Below are 25,859 nucleotides of genomic sequence, written 5' to 3'. Positions count from 1 at the left end.
GGGCCAATGGCCCGCCTTCCCGTAGCTGTGCTTCGGATCGGTTAAGATCAGAAGTCGAAGCGAACACCAAGACCGGCAACGGTCTCTTTGTCGTAGGAGCGGTGGATGTCCGCACCCAGACGCGCGCCGCCCAGATCGTAGTCGAGGCCCAGACCGAAAGCGGTTTTGGTTTGGAACGGAAGGGTCATGGAGTTGTCATGAGCGACATAGCCACGATAGGTGATCGCGCCCATGGAGTAGTTACCATAGAGCGTGGTGCGGTTTTGCGAAGCGCCGCCATCGGGCTTGCCACGGAAGTGCAGCAGGCCGACATTGATGTCGGAGTTCACGGCATATTCAGCACCGATGAAGTAGTCTTTGCGAGCAAGACCACCGGTGTTGTCGCTGTAGACACCCGAAACCGTGAACTGACCGAAGGCATAGTCAGCCGAGATCTGGACTTCTTCGTCGACCGAAGCATTCGTGGTCTGGTCCGGAGTTTTCCACGAAACGCGGACGCTACCTGCACCGAAGTTGTAGGAAGCGAAGATGCCCATGGTGTTAGCAACACCAGTGGACGAGCTGTATGCTGCGCCGACGGTGATCGGGTCGCCGAACGAGCGGTCCAGGTAGCCCATTTCCGAGTTGTAAACCAGCTTCGCGGTATCGAACGCGTTGTTGGTGTTACCAACTTCCATGCGCATGCCGGCATAGGTGGCATAGAGCAGCGCTGCGCTGGTCGCGGTAGCATTGCTGTTGGTCGACGACTGCAGGCGGAAACGACCGCCGAAGGTCACGCCGGAATCGGTTTCGGTGCTGGCGTCGATGTTCAGACGCATCCGCATGTTGACTTGGGTCTTGGAGTCGGTCACAGCGCCGCCCGGGCCATTCGGCAGGCCGCGATCAGCGCGATAGTCCAGACCGAAGCGGCCGTAGCCGGACAGTTTGACGTCGGCAGCGGCGACGCCAGCGGTTGCCACGAGCGCGGTCGTCGCAATCAGAAGCTTTTTCATGGTTTCCCTCGTTTGTTCAAAGGTGCTGCCCAACTCAGGGAAATCCGAATTGGGTATGCATTGTGTTTCCACTCTCACGCCCCGGATTGCAACGACAGCGGCCCGGACGGACGGAAAGACGTGGATGATGGTGCAGCTATGCCACAGTCGCGGGCAGGGCCTCTTTGATGGCAGGCATCCTGCGCCGTTGCGCGCGCCTTCCGCAGCGGCAGGCAGCCGTGATCGGGCGCAGTTTCGCGGCCCTTGCCTGCCCAAGGCACGGATCAACTGCCGCCCCGCATGTCGCCCGTCGCCGTCCATAAAGGATGAGTCGCGCGCGGGCGCGCCGCGCCACACGGGACGCGGGGGTGATTCCCGCCCGCCATCCCCCTGCCGGACGCCCGTCCCGGCCAAGGGGGCAAAAGCCCTTGTCCGGCATGGCGCGCCAAGATAGACAGAACGGGTCAAGAAACGGGGGACCGTATGAAGCTGCACCGCCTTTTGCCGATCCGAATGCTGCGCATGGGAACCGCGCTGGCCCTGTTGACCAGCCTTGCGGCCTGTGGCGGGGGTGGTTTCGGCGGGTTCTTCGGCGGCAGCCGCAATGATGTGCCCTCGGATCAGGCGCTTGCCGCACGCGAACGCGCAGCACAGGTGGCCGAGGCCGAACTGGAACAGGAACGGCGCGGCAACAGCACGATCTGGTCGATCTTCGGCAATTCGTCGGACCCCAACACCACGGTCGAGGTCAACAAATACATCTGGAACGCCACGCTGGACGTGCTGAACTTCCTGCCGATTGAATCGGTCGATCCCTTCACCGGGGTGATCGTCACCGGCTATGGCACCCCGCCCGGCGGCGGACGCGCCTATCGGGCCACCGCCTATATTCAGGATACGGCCCTGGATGCGCGCAGCCTGAAACTGGCGCTTCAGACACGCGGCGGCGGACCGGTCAGCCGCGAAACCGCGCGGGCGGTCGAGGATGCGATCCTGACCCGGGCGCGGCAGTTGCGGGTGCGTGACAGCAGGCTTTGACCACCCGTTTGCGGCTCTGGACCTTCGGGGGGGATGCGGGTTAACTGCGCCCGGAAATCCCCCGGTCTGAGGCCCTGTCATGTCGCGCTACGATCCCGCTGAAATCGAACCCCGCTGGCGCAAGGCCTGGGATGAGGCGGGGGTTTTTACCGCGCGGCGCGACCCGTCCCGCCCGAAATACTATGTGCTTGAGATGTTCCCCTATCCGTCGGGGCGCATCCATATGGGCCATGTGCGCAATTACACGATGGGCGATGTCGTGGCGCGCACCAAGGCCGCACAAGGGTTTTCGGTGCTGCATCCGATGGGCTGGGACGCCTTCGGGATGCCCGCCGAAAACGCCGCGATGGAACGCGGCGGCCATCCGAAAGACTGGACCTACGGCAATATCCGCGACATGCGCGACCAGATGAAACCGCTGGGCCTGTCGATCGACTGGAGCCGCGAATTCGCGACCTGTGACCCGGAATATTATGGCCAGCAGCAGGCGATGTTTCTGGACATGCTGGAGGCGGGCCTCGTTTACCGCAAGAACGCCGTGGTGAACTGGGACCCGGTGGACATGACGGTTCTGGCCAATGAACAGGTGATCGACGGCAAGGGCTGGCGGTCAGGGGCTGCGGTCGAACGGCGTGAGCTGACGCAATGGTTTTTCCGGATTTCCGACTATTCGGCGGAATTGCTGGCGGCGCTTGAGGGGTTGAAGGACTGGCCCGAAAAGGTGCGGCTGATGCAGGCCAACTGGATCGGGCAGTCGCGGGGTCTGCAATTCGCCTTTTCCACGGTCGATGCGCCCGAGGGGTTTGACCGGCTGGAGGTCTACACGACCCGCCCCGATACGCTGCTGGGGGCAAGTTTCGCCGCGATCTCACCCGATCATCCGCTGGCGAAACATCTGGAGCGCCACGACCCCGCCGTGGCCGAATTCGTGGCCGAATGCCGCCGCATCGGCACATCGGTCGAGGCGCTGGAAACCGCCGAGAAACGTGGCATGGATACCGGTATCAGGGTCCGCCATCCCTTTGATACAGAATGGGAACTTCCCGTTTACATCGCGAATTTCATCCTGATGGATTACGGCACCGGCGCGATTTTCGGCTGCCCGGCGCATGACCAGCGGGATTTCGAGTTTGCGACGAAATACGGGCTGGCGATTCCGCCGGTCTTTGGTCCCGAAGGCGCGGAAGAGGCCGAACTGACCGAGGCTTTTGTGCCGCCCAAGGATCAGCCCGTGCAGTATATCCGCGGTTTCGCGGGCGATGAGGTGCAGACCGGGGCCGCGGCGGTGGATGCCGCGATTGCGTTCTGCGAGGCGCAGGCCGTCGGGCGTGGGGTGACGAACTACCGGCTGCGCGACTGGGGCATCAGCCGCCAGCGTTACTGGGGTTGCCCGATTCCGGTGGTGCATTGCGATGCCTGCGGCGTGGTGCCCGAGCGGAAGGAAAACCTGCCGATCCGCCTGCCCGATGACGTGACATTCGACGTGCCGGGTAATCCGCTGGACCGCCACCCGACCTGGCGCAACTGTGCCTGTCCATCCTGCGGCGCACCGGCGCGGCGGGAAACCGACACGATGGACACGTTCGTTGATTCGTCGTGGTATTTCGCGCGCTTCACCTCCCCTCATGCCGCAACGCCCACGGATGCGGCGGAGGCCGATTACTGGATGAACGTGGACCAGTATATCGGCGGGATCGAACATGCGATTCTGCATCTGCTCTATTCCCGCTTCTTTGCCCGGGCGATGCACAGGACCGGGCATCTGCCTGCGAAAGCCATTGAGCCCTTCAACGCGCTGTTCACCCAAGGCATGGTGACGCATGAGATTTACATGACGCGGGACGACAAGGGCCGTCCGGTCTATCATCTGCCCGAAGACATCCAGCGTTCGGAAGGCGGTGCCACGCTGAAGGACGGCACGGCTGTTGAGGTGATCCCGTCCGCCAAGATGTCGAAATCCAAGAAAAACGTCGTCGACCCGATGAACATCATCGCGGCTTACGGTGCCGATACCGCGCGCTGGTTCGTGATGTCCGACAGCCCGCCCGAACGCGATGTGGAATGGACCTCCTCCGGGGCGGAGGCGACTGCGAAACACCTCGCCCGCGTCTGGCGCATCGCCGATGAAATCACGCGCGACGAAACAGCCGCGAATGACGCCGACCGCGACCTTGCCCGCGCCACGGCCCGCGCGATTGCCGATGTGACGGCGGGGATTGAAGGTTTCGCCTTCAACAAATCGGTGGCGGCACTTTACGCCTTCACCAATACGCTGTCGAAATCCACGGCGGGCGGTGAGGCCAAGCGCGACGCGATGCGCGTCATGGCGCAGCTTCTGCAACCCATGGTGCCGCATCTGGCCGAGGAAATCTGGGCCATGCAGGGCGGCACGGGTCTTGTCGCGCAGGCCCCATGGCCCAAGGCAGACCCCGCCCTGCTGATCGCCGATACCGTCACCCTGCCCGTGCAGATCAACGGCAAGCGCCGCGCCGAAGTGACGGTTCCTGCCGATATGCCTGCCGCCGAGGTTGAAAAGATCGCGCTGGCGGATGAAGCTGTGATCAAGTTCATCGCCGGGCAGCCGGTGAAGAAACTGATCGTGGTGCCGGGACGGATCATCAATGTCGTCATCTGACCGCAGAACCTTTCTTGCCTTTTTTCCCGCCGGGGTGCTGGCGGGATGCGGCTTTGCCCCGGCTTACGGGCCGGGCGGGCCGGGGCTGAAGCTGCAGAACGCCGTGCTGGCGGACGCGCCGCGCGACGGGTTCGGCTTCAACCTTGTCAAACGGCTTGAGGAACGGCTGGGCCCGGCACAGGCGGCGCGCTATGGCCTGTCCTATGAGATCGGGCTGAAATCCACCGGTGTTGCCATCACCACCGACAATGCGATCACGCGCTACAATCTGAACGGTGTCGTGGACTGGACGCTGCGCGATCTGGGCACTGACACGCAGCTTGCCGCCGGGCGGGCCGAAAGCTTCACCTCGCATTCCGCGACCGGTTCAACCGTGGCCGGGCTTGCCGCCGAGGGCGATGCGCAGCGCCGCCTGATGCGGATTCTGGCCGATCAGATCGTCACGCAGCTTCTGGCAACATCCGGCAGCTGGTCTGCGGAATGAGACTTTCGGGGCCCTCCGCCGCGAAATATCTGGCTAAACCCGATGCGACCAAGGCGGGATTGCTGATCTTCGGCGCCGACCCCATGCGGGTCGCGATGAAGCGGCAAGAGGCGATTCTGGCCCTGATCGGCCCCGAGGGCGAGGCCGAGATGCGCCTTGCCCGTATGACCGCCGCCGATCTGCGGCGCGACGGGGCGGCGCTGTCGGATGCGCTGCGCGCGCAAAGCTTCTTTCCCGGCCCGCGTGTCGCCTTTGTCGAGGATGCGGGCGACGGTCTGGCGCCATTGCTGGCCACCGCCCTGTCGGACTGGCGCCCCGGCGATGCCGTGCTTGTGGTCACGGCAGGCGAGCTCAAAGGAAAATCCGCGCTGAAAAAGCTGTTCGAGGATCGCGGCGATACCGTCTCCATCGGGTTTTATGACGATCCCCCCACGCGCGAGGAAATCGAGGCGGAACTGGCCCGCGCTGGCCTCTCCGCCATTGCACCCGCCGCGATGACCGATCTGACCGCCCTTTCGCGCGCGCTGGATCCGGGCGATTTCCGGCAGATGCTGGAAAAGATCGCGCTTTACAAATGGGGCGATGCCACCCCGCTTGCGCCCGAAGAGGTGGCGGCCCTTGCCCCCGGCACCATCGAGGCCGAGGTCGATGAGGTGATCCATGCCGCCGCCGAGAAACGGCGCAGCGCCATCGGCACGCTGATGCGGCGGCTGGAAGGTCAGGGTGTCGCGCCGGTCACGCTTTGCATCATGGCGCTGCGCCATTTCCGCAGCCTGCATCTGGCGGCCTCTGATCCCGGCGGCCCCGAGGCGGGCCTCACGCGCATGCGCCCGCCGGTCTTCGGTCCCCGCCGTGATGCCATGGTGCGGCAGGCGCAGGGTCTGGGCCGCGCGCAGGCCGAACGCGCGCTGCAACTCTTGCTGGAAACCGACCTCACGCTGCGCTCCTCCTCCCGCGCGCCGGGAATGGCGCTGGTTGAACGTGCGCTTTTGCGCATCGCCTCGGTCAGATGAGCGGGACACAGGAAGCGGAACCGGACCAGAAGCCCGGTGAGCCCCCCGCCCCTGAGGCGCGGAACTCAAGGGTGGACCGCCCAGCCCCCTGGCGCGATCCGCGATTCTGGCGTCCGCTGGGTCCGGCCATCGCCAATCCGCCCGCGATGGAGATGCTGCGCGCCTCGGTCGGGACCGGGCTTGCGCTGATTCTGTGTTTCGGGCTGATGAGCCAGCTTTTCCCGCTTTCGGGCGGGCGGGCGGCCTCGATCTTTCTGGTCGCCCCGCTCGCCGCCACGGCCTTTCTGGCCTTTGCCGTCCCGTCAAGCCCGCTGGCGCAGCCTTGGTCGGCGGTGGTGGGCAATACGGTTTCGGCCCTGATCGGGGTGGCACTGGTGCTGGTTCTGGGTCCGACATGGCTGGCGCTGGGATTGTCGGTCACGCTGTCGATGATGGCGATGATGCGGCTGCGCGCGCTGCATCCCCCGGCGGCGGGCGTGGCGCTTGGCACGGTGCTGGCGGCGGATGTCGTGCGGGAAATCGGCTTTTCCTACGCGTTCGTGCCGGTCTTCATGGAAAGCTGCCTGCTGCTGGCCTGTGCCGCGATCTATAACCGCGTGACCGGTCGGCGCTTTCCCTTCCGTCAGCCAGTCGCCCATGCGCCGCAGATCGAAGGCAAGGTCGGGTTGCGCCCTGCCCTTGACGGCGCGGCGCTTGAGGCGATTCTGCAGCGGCTGCAACTGGATGCCAATATCGGCGCCGGTGATCTGGAACGGCTGATCGCCGCCGCGCATCATGAGGCCGCGACGCATCTGTTTGACGGCGTGGCCTGCCGGGAATTGATGACGCGGCAGGTCGTGGCCCTGCGCCCCGAGACGCCGCTTTCCGATGTGGCCTCAATCTTCAACGAACATCGCGTGCGCACCCTGCCCGTCACCGATGCAAGCGGCATGTTTCTGGGCCTTCTGGGCGAAAGCGACCTGCTGCGCTACTGGCGGCGGATCGAACAGCAACCGGCCGATCGGGGCGTTCTGTCACGGCTGATCCGGGCGGGGCAGCAGGCAGCGGTGCCGATGGCGCGTGATGCCATGGTGCCCGCCGTGGCGACGGCCGGGGCGGACACCCCGCTTGGCACGCTGATCGACCTGCTGGCCGAGGGCGGGCAGCAGGGCATCCCGGTGCTGGAGGGTGGGCGCCTGACCGGCTTTGTCACCCGCGCCGATCTGATTGCCGCACTGGCCCGCGCCCATCACCCCGAATGGGGCTAGGGTCCACTCCCATTCATCTTGGCCAAAATACCTTCGGAGGGGGGGCCGGGAACCGGACCGGGGAGGCAGACAGCCTCCCCCTTGCCCGGCCAGGTTCAGCCCAGAGCTGCGATCACCCGGGCAGTCTTGGTCACCAGCGCCACATTCTGCATCGCATAGTCCACGCTGGCGCGGTGCCAGTCGGCATTCATCGTCGAACAGCCATCCTCGGGGATGACCATGACATAGCCCTTGTCGGCCCCGGTGCGCGCGGTGTGTTCGATGCTCATGTTGGTCCAGGCGCCGGTCTCGATGATCAGATCGCGGCCGTTGGCCTTGAGGATCGTTTCCAGCCGCGTGCCTTCCCAGGCGCTCATCCGGTTCTTTGTGACGATATAATCACCCGGCTTCGCCTCCAGCCCCGGCACGGGTTCCGCCCCCCATGTCCCTTCGACCAGCGCATTGGCATCCACCGCCCCTTCGAACAGCGGCGCATTCAGCGTCATGTCGGCCCCATCGGCCCGGCGGACGAACCAGACATGGATCACCGGCACGCCCAGTTCGCGGCAGCGCGCGGCAAGCCGTGCGATATTGGCAATCGCGTCCTGTTCGCGGCAATGGGCCGGGCTGCCCGAGGCGGCAAAGGCGCCGCCCTCCATCACCACGTCGTTCTGCATGTCCTGAATGATCAGCGCCGCGCGTGACGCATCCAGCCGCAGGTCATCGCCCGATGATCCCGCCGCAGCAGCACCGGCCCCGCCTTCAGCAGCAGCCGACCGCGCAGCCGGGCGCGCGCGCATGAAAGGTTCGGGCTTCGGCCCCACCTTGACGGGAATCGCATAGACCGAGGTCGTAGCGCAGACATAAAGCGTGCGCCAGTCCGGCCCGCCCCAATGGAAATTCGCGGGCAGTTCGGGGACCGAGACCTTGCCGATCAGGCGGCCATCAGGCGCATAGACCCAAAGCCCCCCCGGCGCGCAGCACCAGACATTGCCTTCGGCGTCGCATTTCAACCCGTCCGGAACACCGGGCAGCAGACTGTCGCGCAGGCCACTGGCAAAGATCCGGCCATTCTTCAGCCCCTGCGGGGTAACGTCATAGACCCGGATATTCGCCTGTTCGGTATCGTTGATGTAAAGTTTCGATTCGTCCGGGCAGAAACACAGCCCGTTGGGCTGGGTGAAAGTGTAGCGGTCCACCATCAGGTCGGGTTCCGCCCCCGGCCGCGCGCCCGGCGGAATGCGGAACACCCCCTGCCAGCCCAGTTGCCGGGGCCGTTCCACCCCGAAATGCGGCATACGGCCATACCAGGGATCGGTGAACCAGATCGAACCATCCGATTTCACGACGATATCATTGGGCGAATTCAGTTCCCGCCCCTCGAAATGGCTGGCCAGCACCTCCCGCGTGCCATCCGGGCGGATACGCGCGACCGAACTGGTGGAATGTTCGCAGACCAGCAGATTGAGATCGGCATCATAGGTCATGCCGTTGCCCTTGTTCGAGGGGCGCGCAACCTCACGCACCCCCGCCCCGTCCAGCCTGCGGCGCGTATCGCCGGGCATGTCGGAAAAGAGCAGGTAATTGTCCACCGGATGCCAGATCGGCCCTTCGGTGAAGATGAAGCCGCTGCCCGCCTGACGAACCGGGGCGTGTTCGTCGATCAGGCGGCGAAAGCTCGGGTCAAGCGCGCTATGGGCCATGGCTTACACCGGGAACCAGTTGCGCAGCGGGACCGACTGGCTGACCGGGCCGGGCACAGACATGTCCAGCCGCCCCACGACCACGCCATGTTCGATTTTCGCCGGTTTGTCGTGGATCGGCAGCAGAAATTTTGACTTGTTCAGCAGCTTTCTGATCTGTGCCTTTTCATCGCGCTTCGATCCGCCATGGTTGCCGGTGACCTGAAACTCTTCGGGGCCAAAGCTGCGCAGCGGGTTGATGATCTGATCGTTGAAATCATAGATCACATCACCACAGATCGTGGCGCGGCCTTCGGCGGTCTCGACATGGACATTCATCGACCCTTCGGTATGGGCGCCTGCCGCCTCCATCGTGACGCCGGGGATGATCTCGACCTCACCCGCGATCTCCAGATCCTCCAGCCGCAACGCGCCGGGGGTGTGCAGCCGTTCGACCAGATGCATGATATCGGGTTTGGGATATTGCGGATGCATCAGGCCCGAGACGGAATATTCCATCTCACGCCGGTTGATGACCACGGTGGTGTTCATCGGGAAACAGTCATCCTTGCCCGCATGGTCGATATGCAGATGGGTGTGCAGCACATAGCGCACATCGCCGACCTTGACGCCGTGATTGGCCAACTGGCGTTCAATCATGTTTTCGTGGAATTGCAGACCCCGCATTCCCAGCGTTTCCATGATCGCATTGTCGCGATATCCGGTATCGACGACAATCGGATAGATGCCGCCAAGGATCAGGAAACCATAGACCGGCACACGGCGCCGGCGCCCGCAATCGCGGCCCAGAACAAGGAACGAGCTTTCCAGTTCGATATCGCCGTAATCCAGTATCTTGATTTCCAGTGCCATGATGAAGGCCTCCCTGATGTCAGAGCCGGTAAACCCGGCTTGCGGTGTCGGTGAAGATGGCGCGGCGCTGTGCCTCGGTCAGCGAGGCCGCGGCATCGCGATGCGCGCCCAGAAGGGCGGAATAGCTGGTCCAGAGCTTTTCAATGGGGAAGTTCGAGCCCCAGAGACAACGTTCGGCCCCGAAGATGCCGACGCAGGTTTCGACCAGCCAGCGGATATGCGCGGGATCGTTGCGATGGATGAAGGTGCCGAATCCCGACAGCTTGCAAAACGCATTGGGGCGGCGGGCATAATCCGTCATCGCCGCCTGCCAGTCGGCCCGGCCTTTGGCGCTGGTGTCTTCCAGCATCCCGGCATGCTGCAGGATGAAATTCACGCGCGGGCAGGCATCCAGCAGGTCGCAGGCCCCGGCAAGCTGTCCGGCAAAGACCTGCAGATCAAAGGACCAGCCGTAATCGGCCAGATGGCCGATATTGCGCTGAACCGCCGGATCGCGGCAAAGGTCGGAATGGGCCGCGAAACGATACATCGGGTTTTCGTGCCAGTGGAATTGCTGGCGGATGCCGCGCAGGCGCGGAGACCGCGCCAGCCGGTCAAGCGCGGGCCGGGCATCGGGCACCGTCATATCGGCATAGCCCACGATCCCCATCGGCCAGCCCGAGGCCAGCGCCGTATCCTCAAGCCAGTTCACCTCGGCCTCGGCGCGGTCGGGCGGCCAGTTGGCCTGCACATAGACCGCCTTGGTCACGCCAAGCCCCGCGATATCGTCAAGATATTCGGTGACCGGGTAATCGCGGCGGATCGGCTCATAGGGGCCGAAGATGCGTGGCTGCATCGGACCCATCAGCCAGGGCAGATCGGCCTGCCGCCAGATATGGAAATGCGCGTCGATCATCTGCGCGCTCCTTTCGCGAAATCAAGGATTTCCCGGGCAATCCGGTCCGGGCGCGACCCGTCGCCCAGCCGGTCCAGCAATGGCGCAATGGCCTGCATCGCGGCGGTTTCGGGGCGATAGGCCGGATCGGCGGCCAGCGGCGACAGCCACAGAACCGACCATGACAGCCCCGCAAGCCGCGATACGGCCGCCGTCAGCGCCTCGGGGCCGCCGCGTTCCAGCCCGTCGGACAGGATGATGGTCAGCGCGCCACGGGCAAAACTGGCAAAGCGCGGCACCGACAGAAACACCGCCAGCGCCTCCCCCAGCCTTGTGCCGCCATCCCAGTCGGCCACCAGCCCCGAGGCCAGCATCAGCGCCTGATCGGGATTGCGGTGTTTCAACGCGCGGGAAACCCGGGTCAGACGGGTGCCAAGGGTGAAAACCTCGACCCGTTCCCCGGCCTGCATCAGACGGTGCGCAAGGCGCAAGGCATCCTCGGTGCCCGATTTCATCGATCCCGACACATCCAGCAGCATCAGCACGCGGCGCTGGCGCATCCGGCGGCGACGGCTGGGCAGGCGGGAAATCTCTCCATCCCGGCGCATCATCTCACGAAAGGCACGGGCCGGATCGGGCAGCGGCCCCTTGCCGGGGCTCATCCGGCGGGAACGGCGGCGCGGCAGCGCCGCGGGCAGCGCCCGGGCAAAGGCGCGCAGCATTGCATCGGGATCACCGGCAGCAAGGCTGCGGGCAAAAAGCCGTTCCAGCGCCGTGGCCTCGGCCCCCGAGGGATCTTCCTCATCCGGTTCGGGCAGCAGGTCGAACTCCCCGGCATCATAGCTTTCGGGAAGCTCCTCGACCTCGCCCTCGGCGGGGGCAAAGAACGTGCGGCCCAGAAAGATTATGTCGAAGATCTCGTCAAATTCCTCGCTCCGGTCCGGGCCGGGGCCGAAGATCGCATGCGCGGCGCGGCGGATATCGCGGATCGAGCCCGGCCCCAGAAGTGAGACAGCGGCAAGGAAGGACTGCACCTGTTCGGGTGCCGCCGGATGGCCCGCAGCGCGCAGGGCCTGCGGGAAGGCAAGGAAGGGGCGGATCGCGCGGGGGATCATCGGGTTGCCCCCGGTCTGACTGGGTCAGGGGGGCTGGCGGGGCCAAGGGGGCTGTCAGCACCTCCTCCGCAGGGGCGCGCACCCCAAACGTGTTTTTGCCAGAATGAAGACAGGGCCGTCATGCCGCCCCCGTGATAAGCTGGTCAAGACGCGGCGCGGTGAAGGCCAGATCGTCCTGATCCTTCAGCGCGACCCCGATGGCGCGGGCAAAGGCGGCAGGCCAGGCAGCGCCCTGATTGTGCAGAAGCGTCGCGGCCTCGGCCCATTCCACGGTTTCGGCCACGCCGGGGGGCTTGGCCAACGGTTCGGCGCGCAGCCGGTTGACGGCGGCGGTCACGCGATGCGCGGTTTCCTGCGCCACGCTGGAGGCCCGCATCATCACGATCTGCGCCTCAAGCGCCGGATCGGGATAGCCGATCCAGTGATAGACGCAGCGCCGCCGCAGCGCCTCGTGCAATTCGCGGGTGCGGTTGGAGGTCAGCAGGACAACCGGGGGCTCGGCCGCGCGGATCGTGCCGCGTTCGGGGATGGAGATCGAGAAATCTGACAGGAATTCCAGAAGAAACGCCTCAAACTCCGGATCGGCGCGGTCAATCTCGTCGATCAGCAGCACCCGCGCGCGCGGCTCTTGCAGGGCCAGCAGCAGGGGCCGGGCAATCAGATAATCATCGGCGTAAAGATTGACATAGCCCTCCCCCGCCTGCCGGATGGCCAGCATCTGGCGCGGGAAGTTCCATTCATACATGGCGGCGGCGGCGTCGATCCCCTCATAGCATTGCAGGCGGATCAGTTCGCGCCCCAGAACCGAGGCGATGGCCTTGGCCGCCTCGGTCTTGCCGACACCGGGCGCGCCTTCCAGCAGCAGCGGCTTGCCAAGCGCCAGCGCCAGATAGGCGGCGGTGGAAAGCCCCTCATCCGCGATATATTGCGCATCGCGCAGGGACCGCGCCAGCGGTTCAGGCCCGTCGATGCCAAGGATGGAAGGGCGCACCGCCATGGCGTCAGAGCCTTTGGCGCGGCTTTGCACCGCCTTGCGATTTCAACCCGCGCAGCACCTTTTCCGGCGTGACCGGCAGCGCGTCGATGCGCACGCCCACCGCATCAAAGACGGCATTGACCACGGCAGGCAGCACCGGGTTCGCGCACATCTCACCCGGCCCCTTGCCGCCGAACGGGCCATCAGCCGCAGGGCGTTCGAGGATCGAGATATGATGCGGCGCGAGGTCCCCCGGCCCCGGCATCAGATAGCCGTTGAAATCCACCGCGCCATGGTCGCGCGACGGATAATGTGGCTCGGTCGTTTCCCATGCGGCATGCGACATTCCCATCCATGCGCCGCCGCGCAACTGCTGTTCCACCAGCTTGGGGTTCAGCGCGCGGCCAACCTCATAGGCCGATTGCATATCGGTCACGGTCACCTCTCCGGTCTCGTCGCAGACCTCGACCGTGACCAGCATCGCGGCATGGGCGAAGGTGGTGACCGGTGTCATCTCACCGGTTTCGGGGTCCACATCCGACAGCGGGATCAGGAAGATGCCACGCCCGGCAATGGTGCGGCCCTGCCGGAACTGCGCCGCCTGCGACGCGGCCATGGTGGTGATTGACCGCGAGGGCGCGCCCTTCACATGGATATTGCCCTTGCCATCGGTCACCAGATCGGCGGGGTCCACCTCCAGTTCCTCGGCGGCGGCCTCCAGCATCACCGAACGCGCCTCTTTCGCGGCCATGATGACGGCATTGCCCATCCGGTGCGTGCCACGGCTTGCGAAAGACCCCATGTCATGCGGGCCGGTATCACTGTCGGCGGTATCTACATAGACATCCTCGACCGGGATGCCGAGGGTTTCGGCGGCGATCTGGCGGCAGACCGATTTCATGCCCTGCCCAAGGTCAATGGCCGACAGCGCGACCGTGAATTTTCCGTCGGGGTTGGAATGGACCAGCGCCTGAGACGGGTCGCCGCCAAGGTTCATCCCGATGGGATAGTTGATGCAGGCAAAGCCGCGTCCGCGATGGATGGTCATGTCAGCGCCTCCGAAAACCAGAGAGGGACGAAAAGCGCATCGCGCCAGGGCGGGCGGGGGCTGCAGGCGGATTGGGTGGCGGGCTGGCGGGCGGGGCGCTGCCTCCGCTTTGGGTCTGCCCCCCTCCCCCATCCCCTCCCCACGAGGGGGACGGGGGGCGAGAGGCCTGATAGGTCGGTGCAGGCTGTTGCGGCGGCGGGGCCATGCCCGGCGGGATCGGGTCGCGTTTCGCGCCATCCTTGCGCGCATAACTCCAGGGTTTGTAGCCTTCGACCCGGCCGTTTTCATCGGTGCGGGTGAAGGCGGGCATCTGCGCGCGATCCCCGCCTCCGCCCTTGGTCGAGGACAGGGCTGCAAGTTCAGGCGACAGTTTCACCCCCGCCTTTTCGGCCACGACCTGACAACATTCGATCAGCGCGCAATTCTTGGCCAGCCGCCTATGCGCCTTCATGTCACCGTCCCGATACGCATTGCGCAGGCGCAATTCGATCGGGTTCATGCCCAGCGTATCGGCCACCTTGTCCATATGCGCCTCGATGGCGAAATCGACGCCGGTGATGCCGAAGCCGCGCATCGCCGTCGCAGGCGTGCGGTTGGTATAGACGCAATAGACATCGGCATGGACATTCGGGATCGTGTAAGGCCCCGGCAGATGGCCGACGCCCTTGATGATCGCGTAGCTGGACAGGCGGGTATAGGCACCACTGTCGAAATAGCCGGTGAATTTCCGCCCGATGATGCGCCCGTCGCGCATCACCGCATCCTTGACATACCACAGCTCGGCCCCGCGCGGCGCGCCGACCTGCATTTCCTCTTCGCGGTCCCACATGAATTTCACCGGGCGGCCCGTCAGGATCGCGCCCAGAATGGCCATGGGTTCATGGATGCTGTCGACCTTGCCCCCAAAGCCACCCCCCACGGTGCCGCCGATGAAATGCAGCCGCGACGAAGGCAGGTCCAGCACCTTGGCCGCCGTTCCGAGCGAGAAGAACAGCGCCTGCGTCGAGGTATAGCAGACATAGCGGCCATCCTGTTCGGGGGCTGCGATGGCACCGCAGGTCTCAATCGGGGCCTGTTCGATGGGCGACATCTGATAGCGCCCCTCGATCACATGATCGGCCTGGGCAAAGGCGGTTTCGGCATCGCCGAAGCGCAGTTTTTGATGGTCGTATTTGCCGTGATAGGCGAATTTGTTGTTGGGATAGATGTCCAGAACCGCAGGCGCGCCGGGTTTGACCGCCTCTTCCACATCCAGAACATGGGGCAGCACCTCCCAGTCCACGCGGATGGCGGCGGCGGCGTCGCGGGCCTCGCGGTCGGTGCGGGCGATAACGGCCACCACGGCCTCACCCCGGTAACGGGTGCGGTCGGTGGCGATGATCGGTTCATCGTCGATGCCGAAATCCAGCAGGCTCAGCAGCGTGTTCAGGTTGCGCGGCACATCGCGCCCGGTGACGATGCGCACCACGCCGGGCATCTTTTCGGCGGCCGTGCTGTCGATGCGCCGGATCCGCGCCGCATGATGCGGGCTTCGCAGGCAGCGCATATGCAACAGCCCCTCGAACTGATGATCGTCATAGAAGGGGGAGCGGCCCGTGACATGGCCCGTGATGTCCTGCCGTCGCGTCGGCTTGCCGATCTCGTTCAGAACCTCGGGGCGTTCATCGGCAAAGAATTCCTTGCGGAAATCGATCATGTTGCCGCCGACCATGGGGATATCCTTCATGCCCCGACCCTCCCTTCGGCCACATCCAGAATGGCGGCGATGATCGGCTCATATCCGGTGCAGCGGCAGATATTGCCGGAAATCGCCTCGATCACCTCGTCGCGGTTCGGGCGCGGGTTTTTCGCCAGCAGCGCGGTTGCGGCCATCAGCATGCCAGGCGTGCAATAGCCGCATTGCGCGGCGAAACGATCCATGAACGCCTCTTGCAGGGGTGAAATCGTGGCTCCTGCAAGGCCCGAGGCGGTATCGACGCGGCGGCCTTCAACCGTTTCGGCCAGCGTCAGGCAGGACAGATGCGGCACACCATCGAGCAGCACCGTGCAGGCGCCGCAGCCCCCCTGCCCGCAGCCATATTTCGGGGCCATATCCCCCACGCCCCGGCGCAGGAAATCCAAGAGGTTCTGCCCGTCTTCAGTAAAGGCCGCCTTGGCCAGACCGTTGAGGGTGAATGTGACGGGTTTCATCGCCATATCACGCCATCCTTTCCAGAAGCCGTTTCAGATGTACGCCGACCACCTCACGCCGATACCAGCCCGAGGAAATCGGGTCCGTGGGCGGGTCCAGCCCCTCGGCGGCGACCTGCGCCGCCCGGGCGATGGTGGCGGGGTCCAGCGATTGCCCCTCAAGCACCTGTTCGACCGAGACCGCGCGCAGGGGTGCCGGACCCATGGCACCGTAAGAGACGCGAACATTGCGCAGTCGTCCGCCATCGCGCGGCAGATGGGCCGCGATGGACAGGACCGAAACCCCCTTGGGCTTCACCCGGCTGACCTTCAGGAAGCCGAAGGCGCGGGCATCGCGCGGGCGCGGCACCTCGATCGCGGCCAGAAGGTGCGGGCGGGCACGGTCGCGCAGGATATCGTCCAGCGGGCGGGGGCTGCCACCCGCCGCCGGAACCACCCGCGCGCCAAGCGCCAGCAGTGCCGTTGCGAAATCACCATAGGGATGGGGGGCGAACAGATTGCCGCCAACCGTTGCCATTGCGCGCACCTGCGGGCCGCCGATCACGCGCGCGACGGGATGCAGGAACTCCAAATCGCGTGAGGCCAGAACATCGGCCATCGTGACCCCTGCCCCCAATGTGAACCCGTCGCCCGTGGCGCGGATCGCGCGCAGCGCGGGGTCCGTGCTGCGCAAAAGGCGGCCCTGTACCGAGCCGTCATTGACACCCCGCATCAGGACGGTGCCGCCCCCCATATAGGTGCCGCCCCCCGCCATTGCGCGCGCCGCATCGGCCAGCGCGCCATGGGTTTCCACCGTCACCGCCATCAGCCTTCCTCCAGCCCCATATAGGCGCGGACCGCGTTGATCCCGCCCTGATAGACATTTTCGCCAACCATCTGCTGCAGCTCTGCCTCCCGCCCGGCGGGCGTGTCGAACCGGCTTTCCCAATGCCAGAAGGTGCGGTCGCCATCGGTCACCGGCAACAGCCGCACATGGGCGACGTAGTTCAGCAGCGGCACCGGCGTTTCCAGCAGGCAATAGCTGAAGGCCATATCGGCATCCGACATGGTCAGCAGCAATTCGCGCAGGTTTTCCCCGCCCGCCAGACGGAAGTTGCGCACGCAACCCACCTTGTCGACGGGCAGGCCCTTTTCGATATGGCTTTCGGCCACGATCGGGTGCCAGCGGTCATGGCCGTTGAAATCGCGCAGAACCTCCCAGACCGCTTCTACGGGGGCATTGAGGATCGCGCTTTTGACGACCTTGACCATCTCAGCCCGCCATCTGCCGCTTCAGCGCGTCGAAACCCGCCTGAAAGACATTGCCGCCAATGCCTGCCACCAGATCGGCCTCGGCCTCGGGCGCGCATTCGAATTCCGCCGACCATTCGATGAAGGTCTTGTCGCCATCGGTCACCGGGGTCAGGCGCAGCGTCGCGATGTAATCGGTCAGCGGCATCGGACTTTCGAGGATCGCATAGGTGCAGAAGTAATCGTAATCCGAAAGGCCCAGCAGTTTCTCGCGCAGCCGGTCACCGTTCTGCAGGTGGAAATCGCGCACGCAGCCCACACGGTCGGACGGTTCGCCATTCTCGATCCGGCTGTCGCGGATGCGCGGATGCCAGCGCGGCAGGGCGTTGAAATCGCGCACCCGTTCCCAGACCTTGGCCACGGGCGCGTCGATCACAGATGAGACATAGACGCGGGCCATCTACTTCTTCTCCCCATCCGGTTTGGCATCGGGTTTGGTCGCCTTCTTCGCGGCCTCGTTGATGCGCTGCATGTCGGACGCCTCGCGGATCAGCCCGCCCTGTTTGGTCAGGTTGCCGCCCTCGATTCCGATATCGGCCAACAGACCGTCGATCAGCGGCGCCTGCACCCGGTAGCGCAGCGCGGAATTGATGACCTCATCCGTGGGGCTGCCGCCCGAGCCGGAGCCGCCGCCATGGATGCCATCAAGCTGCATGATGCGGATGTCCTGGATCTTCTCCAAGGGCTTGACCGAGGCCGTGACAATACCCTCGACATGTTCCAGGAGCTTGCGACGGAACAGCGAATGCCGCGCCTCGTCGGTCAGGATGTTCTCGGCCTCGTTCAGAAGTTTCGCAGCCTCCGCCTCGACCACGGCGCGAAGCTGTGCGGCGGTCGCCATATGGCGCGCTTCGTCGGCGGCCTTTTCCGCCATCAGCACATCGATGGATTTCTTGCGGCTGGCCACTTCGGTATCCCGCACCGTCTTGACCTTTTCCTCGGCCTGCGCGGCAAGGGCGCGGGCGGCATCGGCCTCGGCGCGGGCAGCGCTTTCCTCAAGCGATTTCTGATAAAGCGCGATGGCCTTGTCCATCTGCACGGTTTCCACCGCCTTTTCGCGGCCAATTTCCAGTTCGCGGCGGATCTTTTCGTGGTCGATGCGGATCTCGTCCAACTGCCGCTCGCTGGCAATCCGGGCGCGTTCCACATCCTCGCGGCTTTCGATCTCGGCCTCGCGCAGGGCCTGCACGCGGGCGATCTCCAGCTGTTCCAGACTGCGGCGGCGTTCCAGACGGGCGGCCTCGACGACACGCTCGCGGTCCACCTCGGCAGAGTCCACATCGCGCTGTGCGGCGATCTGGGCCTGCTTGACGCTGGCATCTGCCGCCGCCGCCTTGGCGCGTTCCCCGGCCAGCGACACGACACGGGCCTGATCGGCGGCCTCAACGGCTTGCTTGCGCTCGATATCCTCGACCTCGCGGGTGCGTTGGCTGGCGATGCGGTCCTGCTCCAGTTTCAGGTCCGACGTGATGCGGGCGCGTTCGGTATCTTCGCGCCGGGCGATATCGGCGGCCTCGATCTCGCGTTCGCGCGCAATCTCGCGCGAACGGGTCGCTTCTTCGGCGGCGATGCGTTCGGCATCCAACTTGCGGCGCTGCGCGATTTCCCGCGCCTGTGTCGCCTCGGCGGCGGCGATGCGGTCAGCCTCCAGCTTGCGACGCTGCGCGATGCGGGCGGCCTCCACCGCCTCCTCGGCGGCAACGCGGGCCTCGTCAATGGCCTTGTCGCGGGAGATTTCCTGTTCGCGGGTCGTGCCATCGGCGGCGATCCGTTCGGCAGCCAATTGTTTCTCACGCGCGATGCGGGCGGCCTCGGTCGCCTGCGAGGCGGCAATCTCGGCGGCTTCCACCGCCTGTTGCCGCGCGATCTCAAGCCCGCGGATCCGCAGATCCTCGGCGATGCGCACCTCATTCACATCGGCGGCCTGCGCGATGCGGGCGCGCTCAACAGCCTCCCGCGCGACGATCTCGGCCTCGTCCAGCGTCCGGGCGCGGGTGATTTCCTGCATCCTGACCTTTTCCTCACCGGAAATGCGGGTCTGGTTGATCAGCAGGGTCTGGGCCATGCGGCGTTTCTCGGTCGCTTCGGCGGCTTCGATCTCGGCGGCCTGAATTTCCTTCTGGCGCGCGATCTCGGCGGTCTGCGTCTCACGGTCCCGCGCGATGCGGGCCTCGGTCACGGATTTTTCCTGCGCGATACGGGCGCGTTCGGTGGATTCGCGCGCCGTGATCTCGGCGGCATCCAGCGCCTGCTGCTTCTCGATCTCGGCCGATTGCGTGCTGCGCTCCTGTTCGATGCGGGCCTGACGGATGGCACGTTCCTGCAGGATACGGGCCTTTTCGGTGGTCTCCTTGGCGGCGATCTCTTCGGCCTCGATGGCCTGCGTGCGGGCGATCTCCTTGCCGCGCACCTCGCGTTCCGAGCTGATGCGCTCCTCGGCGATGGTCCGCTCATTCAGGATGCGCTTCATCTCGATCACCTCACGGGCGGTGATCTGGGCCTCCTCGGCCTCGGTCTCGCGCTGCGCGCGTTCGCGGGCCAGTTCGGCGCGTTGCTGGGCGCGGCGGAACTCGACATCGCGTTCCTGTTCCAGCCGGGCAGATTCAGACTCACGCTCGATATTCAGCGCCAGTTTCTCGGCCTCCAGATTGCGCGCGCGGATCTGGATCATCGTATCCTGCTCGATATCGTTGCGCAGCTTGCGCCGCTCCTCGATCTCGCGGATGAGCGTGGTCAGACCCTCGGCATCAAACCGGTTCGACGGGTTGAAATATTCCAGGCTGGTCTGGTCGATATCAAGGATCGCGACCGATTCCAGTTCCAGCCCGTTCTTTTGCAGATCCTCCTGCGCCAGATCCCGCACGCGGTTGACATAGGACGCGCGGTTTTCATGCATCGAGCCCATATCTGTTTCGGCGGCAATCGCGCGCATCGCGCTTTCGAACTTGCCCGACAGCAGCGCATGAAGGCTTTCCGGCTCCAGCGTGCGGCGTCCCAGCGTTGATGCCGCCATGGCGACGGCAGCGCGTTCGGGGCGCACGCGGATATAGAATTCCGCCTCGACATCCACCCGCATCCGGTCACGCGTGATCAGCGCCTCACCCTTGGTGCGCGCCACTTTCAGCGGCAGGACGTTCATGTTGACGGGGGTGATGTCATGGATGATCGGCCAGACGAAGGCGCCGCCGTCTATCACGACCTTTTCGCCAAGGAAACCTGTGCGCACGAAGGCCACTTCCTTGGTCGAGCGGCGATAAAGCCAGTGCATCACCCAGTACAGGATGAAGATGGCGACAATGGCCACGATAAGCCAAAGGATCAGTTGTCCGATGAGTTGCCCGGTCATGTCGGTCGCTCCTCTGTGGTCGGTTCGCGTCTTGCGGTGGCGGGGGTCTGGCGGCGGGTCGCGCGCGCCGGGTCAGGTCGGGGCGCGTCCCTCCCCCCTCGTGGGGGAGGGAGCGGGTGGGGGGGCGGCGCCCGAAGCAGGATCATCGTCATGCCTGCCCTCCTTTTCCCGCAAACGCCTTGCCTGTAATCGCCTTGAAGGCGCGGGTCTGTTCGGTCAGCGCCAGTTCGGTCGGCAGGCGCTCCATGGAAGACGCGCCATAGAAGCCGTGACAGGTCGTGGTGTTCTTCAGGATAAACTCGGCATCCTCGGGCATGGCGACAGGGCCACCATGGACAAGGATGATGGCATCCCGGTTCACGCGCAGCGCGGCCTCGGCCTGTGCATCGACGACGGCGGGACAATCGGACAGTTTCAGCGCGGTTTCCGCCCCGATGCTGCCGCCCGTCGTCAGTCCCAGATGCACGACGATCACATCCGCGCCTGCGCGCGCCATGTCGGCGGCGTTTTCTTCCGAAAACACATAGGGCGTGGTCAGCATGTCCTTGGTACGGGCCGATGCGATCATGTCGACCTCCAGCCCGTAGGACATGCCGGTTTCCTCAAGATTGGCGCGGAAGGTGCCGTCGATCAGCCCCACGGTCGGGAAATTCTGCACACCGGAAAAGCCTGCGGCCTTCACCTGATCCAGAAACCGGTCCATCAGGCGGAACGGATCGGTCGCGCAGACCCCAGCCAGAACGGGGGTGTGTTTCACCACCGGCAGCACCTCGGATGCCATGTCCATCACGATGGCATTGGCATCACCGTAAGGCATCAGCCCGGCCAGACTGCCGCGCCCGGCCATGCGGTAGCGGCCCGAATTGTAGATCACGATCAGGTCGATCCCGCCCGCCTCTTCGCATTTCGCCGACAGGCCGGTGCCCGCCCCGCCGCCGACGATGGGCTGGCCGCGCGCGATCATGTCGCGGAACTTTTCAAGGATCTTGTCGCGCGGGATCATGGCTTGCGGTCCTTTCTGCGCGGCTTGCGGGGGCTGTCATGGAAGCTGCGGAACGCTGCCACCATCGCCGCCGAAAAGGCCGGGTCGTTGATATTCTGCGGCAGGCGGATCAGCTGCCGTGTGGTGGACTGGCGCACCGTCGCCTCCAGCGCCTCGAACAGCGCGCGGCGGGCGGCCAGGTCGTCAAAGGGCTGACCGGGGGCATCCAGCGCGGAAACCCCGCCTTCGGGCAGGAAAAACCGCACCGGCCCCTCCATCAGATTCAGCCGTTCCCCGATCCATTTGCCCATTTCGGCATTTTCGGCCGGGGTCGTGCGCATCAGCGTGACCTGCGGATTGTGCTGATAGAACGTCCGGCCCTGATACTTCACCGGCACCGTGTCACGCGCGCCGAAATTCACCATATCCAGCGCGCCGACCGAACCGATATAGGGCATACGGCGGCGGATCACCGCACCGAACCGGTCCTCGGTCGCGGGAAAGACCCCGCCGAACAGCATATCGGCAATTTCCGTCGTGGTGGCGTCGATCACGCCTGCGACGCGCCCGCCCTCGACCAGTTTTTCCATCGACTGCCCACCGATCCCGGTCATGTGGAAGACAAGGCAATCCCAGTCCTCTTTCAGGGCGGCTGTCATCTGCTGCACGCAAGGTGTGGTGACCCCGAACATCGACAGCGCGATGGCGGGTTTCCTATCGGGCCGGGGGGCCGCCGCGCGGCGGGCGCGGACCATGCCCGCCATCGCCTCGGCGGCATTGCCCAGCACATCCTCGGTGATCACGTTCAGCCCCTGCACATCGGCGACCGAATGCATCATCATGATATCTGAAGGGCCGACATATTGGCGCACCTCACCGCTGGCGACGGTGGACACGATCAGTTTCGGCACCCCAACCGGCAGGGCGCGCATGGCCGGGGCCACGATGGCGGTACCGCCCGATCCGGCGGCCGAGATGATGCCCGCGATCCCGTCCTGCCGCGCGATCCAGCGGGCGAAAGCCTCGGTCATGCCCGCGACCGATGTGCCCCGGTCGCCGGTAAACACCCCCGCCGCACCGCGCGGATGGAAGGCCGCAACCAGATGCGCCGGCACTTCGGCCCCGGAATGGCCGCCCGAGGTGGACAGATCGACCAGACGCACCGGCAGGCCCGCCGCGCGGATCCGGTCGCGGATGAAGCGCAGTTCTTCCCCCTTGGTGTCCAGCGTTCCGGCCACCAGCACGACCTGCGCGCCGGGGGCGGCCAGCGGGCGCAGGTCGGTCTGCCCCTGCGGGCTGGCCACGGGCGCGCTGGTCACGATGCGGGCGGCGCGCTCGATCGCCTCAACCGGGGCGGGGCGTGACCAGCGGGTCGGCAGTTTCGGGTTCGACAGGTAAATCCGGACCGGTCCGGTGGGGGCCGCCTTGTCGGCGCCTTGCCCTGCCTCTGGGGCGGGACCGTCCTCATCCCCGTGCCGTCCGACGCCCAGAAGCCGCTGTTGCAAGTCGCGGTCTGCGGCCAGTTCGCGCGCCGGGGCGGTGCGGTTGATCCGTCCATTCACCATGATCGCCACGGTATCGGCGACGCCGCAGGCAACCCCGATATTCTGCTCGATCACCAGAACGTCGATCTCGCCTTCCTCGGCCAGTTGCAGCAGCATCTCCTCGACCTGGCTGACGATGACGGGGGCCAGACCCTCGGTCGGTTCATCCATCACCAGCAGTTTCGGGTTCTGCAAAAGCGCGCGCGAGATGGCCAGCATCTGCTGTTCCCCGCCCGAAAGCTGCGCGCCGCCATTGCCCTTGCGTTCACCAAGGCGCGGAAAGGTGGAATAGATCCGTTCCACCGACCATGGCCCGGGCTTGCCCGCGACCATGCGCAGATGTTCATCCACCGTCAGCGACCGCCAGAGGCGGCGGCCCTGCGGCACATAGCCGATGCCCATGCGCGCAATCTCGGCAGGGGTCTTGCCCAGAACCGGCTGACCCCGGAACAGGATGGACCCGCCCGCCGCAGGCACCAGCCCCATGATCGTCTTGCACAGCGTGGTCTTGCCCATGCCGTTGCGACCCACGACCGACAGCACCCCGGATCCCAGCCGCAGATCGACCCCTTGCAGCGCATGGGAAGCACCGTAAAAGACGTTGAGCCCCTTGACCTCCAGCGCGGGCGGTCCCTGACGTTCAGCCATGGTGCCCCCCTCCGAGGTAAAGCTCCTGCACCTCGGCATCGTTCTCGATTTCGGCGGGCGTGCCTTCCTTGAAGACACGGCCATTATGCATCATCGTCACCGATTCCGCGACGCGCAGGGCAACATCCATGTCATGCTCGATGATGACAAACCCCATATGCGACGGCAGGCCGGTCAGGATCGCGACCAGTTCCCGCCGTTCGGTTGGGGACAGGCCCGCCGCCGGTTCGTCAAACAGGATGAAGCGCGGCGCGCCGGCAAGGGCCAGTGCAATCTCAAGCTGGCGCTGCTGACCATAGGAAAGTTCGCTGACCAGTTGATCGCGATGCGGGGTCAGATGCACCGCCTCGACCAGTTCCAGACTGCGCGTCAGCAGCGGATCACCCTTGCGGGGCCGCAGAAGCGAGAACCGTCCCCGGCTGACGCCGCGACAGGCCAGATAGACATTGTCAGCCACCGACAGCCCGGTGAACAGCAGAGAGATCTGATAAGTGCGGCGCAATCCGCGCCGGATGCGTTCATGCGCGGGAAAGGCGCTCACATCCTCACCGAACAGGCGGATCGTGCCCGACGTTGGCAGGAAATCCCCGGTGACGCAGTTGAACAGCGTTGTCTTTCCGGCGCCATTCGACCCAAGCACCGCGCGACGCTCGCCGGGGCGCACGGTCATCGTGACATCCGAGATTGCGGCCAGCGCGCCGAACATCTTGGTGACGCCGCGCAGCTCCAGTGCGGCCCCGGTCGTGGCCCCGGCAATCCCGGCCCTTGCGGCGGTCACCGCCCCGGTTTCACGCGCCCCATCCATCACTCGCGCTCCTTCCCGGTCAGCGGGTCACGGCGGCCCCGGTTCGCCTTCCAGCGGTCATAAAGGCCCAGCATTCCGTCGGGCGAAAAGAAGACCACCACCAGAAAGCCCAGACCGATCAGCAGCTTGAAACGCTCATTCGACAGTTCGAACGCGGTCAGGACATCGGGGCTGAAGGTGCGCAGCAGCACATAGATCAAGGCCCCGATGAAGGCGCCCGACGGGCGGCGCAAGCCGCCCACTACCGCGATCACCAGAATGTCGAACACCGCAGGCAGGCCCGCCGTGCCGGGGGCGATCTGCGAGTTCTGCCAGACCAGAAGGATCCCGCCGATTGCGGCAATCGCCCCGGCGAATGTATAGGCGGCAATCCGGTGCGCGGTGACGTTGAACCCCAATGCGGCCATGCGGCGCGGATTGTCGCGCACCCCCTGCAAGGCCAGCCCGAATGGCGTGCGCGAGACATAGACGACTGCCGCATAACACAGCACCGCAAGGCCCAGCGACAGATAGTAGAACGCAACCGGCTGCCGCCAGTCGACCCCGAACAGCATGGGCGGGACAACAAGGTTGAACCCGGTATAGCCGTTGAAAATTCCGTAATTCTGCCGCGTGAAGTAGAAGAATGCGCTGGCAATGGCGAGGGTGATCATGATCGTGTAGATCCCCTCGGTCCGCACGGCCAATGCGCCGACCAGCGTGGCAAAGACCGCCGCGATGAGGATGGCCAGCGGGATGTTCAGCCACCAGGGCAGGCCAAGGCTGATCGTCTCGACCCCTGAGGGGCCGAGGATCGCGACCATGTAGCCGCCCATCGCGGCAACCGACATCTGGATCAGGCTGACCATGCCGCCATAGCCTGCAAGGAACATCAGGCTGAGTGCGATCATGCCAAGGATGAAGGTCCAGCCGAAGACCTGAAACAGCCAGAAGTTATTGGCAACGGCCGGCATGAACAGCAGCACGATGGCCAGCGCCCACCAACCTGCGGGGATCCGCTCGATCCACAGTTTCTGTTCCGAACCGGGGGCGCCACCTTCCTGTCCGGACGGTCGGGCCGCGCCTGCGGGCGGGGTCGCGTTGCGGGCGCCGGGGGGCGGGGTGTCGGTCACGGCCATC

The 25,859-nt window shown here is 65.2% G+C and carries 22 protein-coding genes; 5 read left to right on the top strand and 17 right to left on the bottom strand.

Going from position 1 to position 25,859, the window contains the following annotated elements:
- Positions 1 to 47 precede the first annotated feature (47 nt).
- Positions 48 to 992 carry a porin gene (locus tag JL811_RS12825; RefSeq protein ID WP_202689100.1) on the bottom strand — a complete coding sequence of 315 codons (945 nt, stop codon included), beginning with the start codon at positions 990 to 992 and terminating at the stop codon, positions 48 to 50.
- Between the two features lie 462 nt (positions 993 to 1,454).
- On the opposite strand from JL811_RS12825, the gene JL811_RS12820 reads away from it, so the two are divergent.
- The 5 genes from JL811_RS12820 to JL811_RS12800 all read left to right on the top strand — a co-directional run bounded on the left by JL811_RS12820 (position 1,455) and on the right by JL811_RS12800 (position 7,388).
- Positions 1,455 to 2,009, top strand: a complete 555-nt coding sequence (locus JL811_RS12820; RefSeq protein ID WP_237684957.1) for a DUF3576 domain-containing protein — start codon at positions 1,455 to 1,457, stop codon at positions 2,007 to 2,009.
- 79 nt (positions 2,010 to 2,088) lie between these two features.
- Positions 2,089 to 4,644, top strand: a complete 2,556-nt coding sequence (gene leuS, locus JL811_RS12815) for a leucine--tRNA ligase (protein ID WP_202689099.1) — start codon at positions 2,089 to 2,091, stop codon at positions 4,642 to 4,644.
- A complete protein-coding gene (gene lptE / locus JL811_RS12810) occupies positions 4,631 to 5,128 on the top strand; it encodes an LPS assembly lipoprotein LptE (protein ID WP_202689098.1) in 498 nt (165 codons plus the stop codon). The genes leuS and lptE overlap by 14 nt, the downstream gene beginning before the upstream one ends.
- Positions 5,125 to 6,141, top strand: a complete 1,017-nt coding sequence (holA, locus tag JL811_RS12805) for a DNA polymerase III subunit delta (protein ID WP_202689097.1) — start codon at positions 5,125 to 5,127, stop codon at positions 6,139 to 6,141. The genes lptE and holA overlap by 4 nt, the downstream gene beginning before the upstream one ends.
- Positions 6,142 to 6,212: 71 nt before the next feature.
- Positions 6,213 to 7,388, top strand: a complete 1,176-nt coding sequence (locus JL811_RS12800) for an HPP family protein (RefSeq protein ID WP_202689096.1) — start codon at positions 6,213 to 6,215, stop codon at positions 7,386 to 7,388.
- Between the two features lie 95 nt (positions 7,389 to 7,483).
- Here the strand turns inward: JL811_RS12800 and JL811_RS12795 are convergent, their stop codons facing one another.
- The 16 genes from JL811_RS12795 to JL811_RS12720 all read right to left on the bottom strand — a co-directional run bounded on the left by JL811_RS12795 (position 7,484) and on the right by JL811_RS12720 (position 25,852).
- Complete coding sequence (locus JL811_RS12795) at positions 7,484 to 9,070, bottom strand: isochorismatase family protein (protein WP_202689095.1); 1,587 nt, start codon at positions 9,068 to 9,070, stop codon at positions 7,484 to 7,486.
- Positions 9,071 to 9,073: 3 nt separating this feature from the next.
- The gene (locus JL811_RS12790) at positions 9,074 to 9,922 is read right to left on the bottom strand and encodes an N-acyl homoserine lactonase family protein (RefSeq protein WP_202689094.1); all 849 of its coding nucleotides are present in this window, start codon (positions 9,920 to 9,922) and stop codon (positions 9,074 to 9,076) included.
- 19 nt (positions 9,923 to 9,941) lie between these two features.
- Positions 9,942 to 10,817: an amidohydrolase family protein gene (locus JL811_RS12785; RefSeq protein ID WP_202689093.1), complete on the bottom strand. Its 876-nt coding sequence runs from the start codon at positions 10,815 to 10,817 to the stop codon at positions 9,942 to 9,944.
- Positions 10,814 to 11,911, bottom strand: a complete 1,098-nt coding sequence (locus JL811_RS12780) for a VWA domain-containing protein (protein WP_202689092.1) — start codon at positions 11,909 to 11,911, stop codon at positions 10,814 to 10,816. Before JL811_RS12780 ends, JL811_RS12785 begins: the two co-directional genes overlap by 4 nt.
- Positions 11,912 to 12,029: 118 nt before the next feature.
- Positions 12,030 to 12,908: an AAA family ATPase gene (locus tag JL811_RS12775; RefSeq protein ID WP_202689091.1), complete on the bottom strand. Its 879-nt coding sequence runs from the start codon at positions 12,906 to 12,908 to the stop codon at positions 12,030 to 12,032.
- A gap of 4 nt (positions 12,909 to 12,912) precedes the next feature.
- On the bottom strand, positions 12,913 to 13,935 hold the full coding sequence (locus JL811_RS12770; protein ID WP_202689090.1) for a xanthine dehydrogenase family protein molybdopterin-binding subunit: 1,023 nt from the start codon (positions 13,933 to 13,935) through the stop codon (positions 12,913 to 12,915).
- Position 13,936: 1 nt separating this feature from the next.
- Positions 13,937 to 15,661 carry a xanthine dehydrogenase family protein molybdopterin-binding subunit gene (locus JL811_RS12765; RefSeq protein WP_202689089.1) on the bottom strand — a complete coding sequence of 575 codons (1,725 nt, stop codon included), beginning with the start codon at positions 15,659 to 15,661 and terminating at the stop codon, positions 13,937 to 13,939.
- Positions 15,658 to 16,131 (bottom strand): (2Fe-2S)-binding protein, encoded by a 474-nt coding sequence (locus JL811_RS12760; RefSeq protein WP_202689088.1) that lies wholly within the window; start codon positions 16,129 to 16,131, stop codon positions 15,658 to 15,660. The genes JL811_RS12765 and JL811_RS12760 overlap by 4 nt, the downstream gene beginning before the upstream one ends.
- A 1-nt stretch (position 16,132) precedes the next feature.
- Positions 16,133 to 16,930: an FAD binding domain-containing protein gene (locus JL811_RS12755; RefSeq protein ID WP_202689087.1), complete on the bottom strand. Its 798-nt coding sequence runs from the start codon at positions 16,928 to 16,930 to the stop codon at positions 16,133 to 16,135.
- Complete coding sequence (locus tag JL811_RS12750; protein ID WP_202689086.1) at positions 16,930 to 17,376, bottom strand: SRPBCC family protein; 447 nt, start codon at positions 17,374 to 17,376, stop codon at positions 16,930 to 16,932. The genes JL811_RS12755 and JL811_RS12750 overlap by 1 nt, the downstream gene beginning before the upstream one ends.
- A 1-nt stretch (position 17,377) precedes the next feature.
- The gene (locus tag JL811_RS12745; protein ID WP_202689085.1) at positions 17,378 to 17,815 is read right to left on the bottom strand and encodes an SRPBCC family protein; all 438 of its coding nucleotides are present in this window, start codon (positions 17,813 to 17,815) and stop codon (positions 17,378 to 17,380) included.
- Complete coding sequence (locus JL811_RS12740) at positions 17,816 to 20,761, bottom strand: flotillin family protein (RefSeq protein WP_202689084.1); 2,946 nt, start codon at positions 20,759 to 20,761, stop codon at positions 17,816 to 17,818. It abuts the gene before it with no gap.
- 148 nt (positions 20,762 to 20,909) lie between these two features.
- Positions 20,910 to 21,764, bottom strand: coding sequence for a phosphoenolpyruvate hydrolase family protein (locus tag JL811_RS12735; RefSeq protein ID WP_202689083.1), 855 nt, complete (start codon positions 21,762 to 21,764; stop codon positions 20,910 to 20,912).
- On the bottom strand, positions 21,761 to 23,935 hold the full coding sequence (locus tag JL811_RS12730; protein ID WP_202689082.1) for an ABC transporter permease: 2,175 nt from the start codon (positions 23,933 to 23,935) through the stop codon (positions 21,761 to 21,763). Before JL811_RS12730 ends, JL811_RS12735 begins: the two co-directional genes overlap by 4 nt.
- Entirely contained in the window at positions 23,928 to 24,740 is an 813-nt protein-coding gene (locus tag JL811_RS12725) for an ABC transporter ATP-binding protein (RefSeq protein ID WP_202689081.1), read from the bottom strand. The genes JL811_RS12730 and JL811_RS12725 overlap by 8 nt, the downstream gene beginning before the upstream one ends.
- Entirely contained in the window at positions 24,740 to 25,852 is a 1,113-nt protein-coding gene (locus tag JL811_RS12720) for a branched-chain amino acid ABC transporter permease (RefSeq protein WP_337924747.1), read from the bottom strand. The genes JL811_RS12725 and JL811_RS12720 overlap by 1 nt, the downstream gene beginning before the upstream one ends.
- Between the last annotated feature and the right edge of the window lie 7 nt (positions 25,853 to 25,859).

It is taken from the genome of Szabonella alba, assembly GCF_016765775.1.
Taxonomy (GTDB): domain Bacteria; phylum Pseudomonadota; class Alphaproteobacteria; order Rhodobacterales; family Rhodobacteraceae; genus Szabonella; species Szabonella alba.
This window is presented reverse-complemented; position numbering and strand designations above follow the sequence as displayed.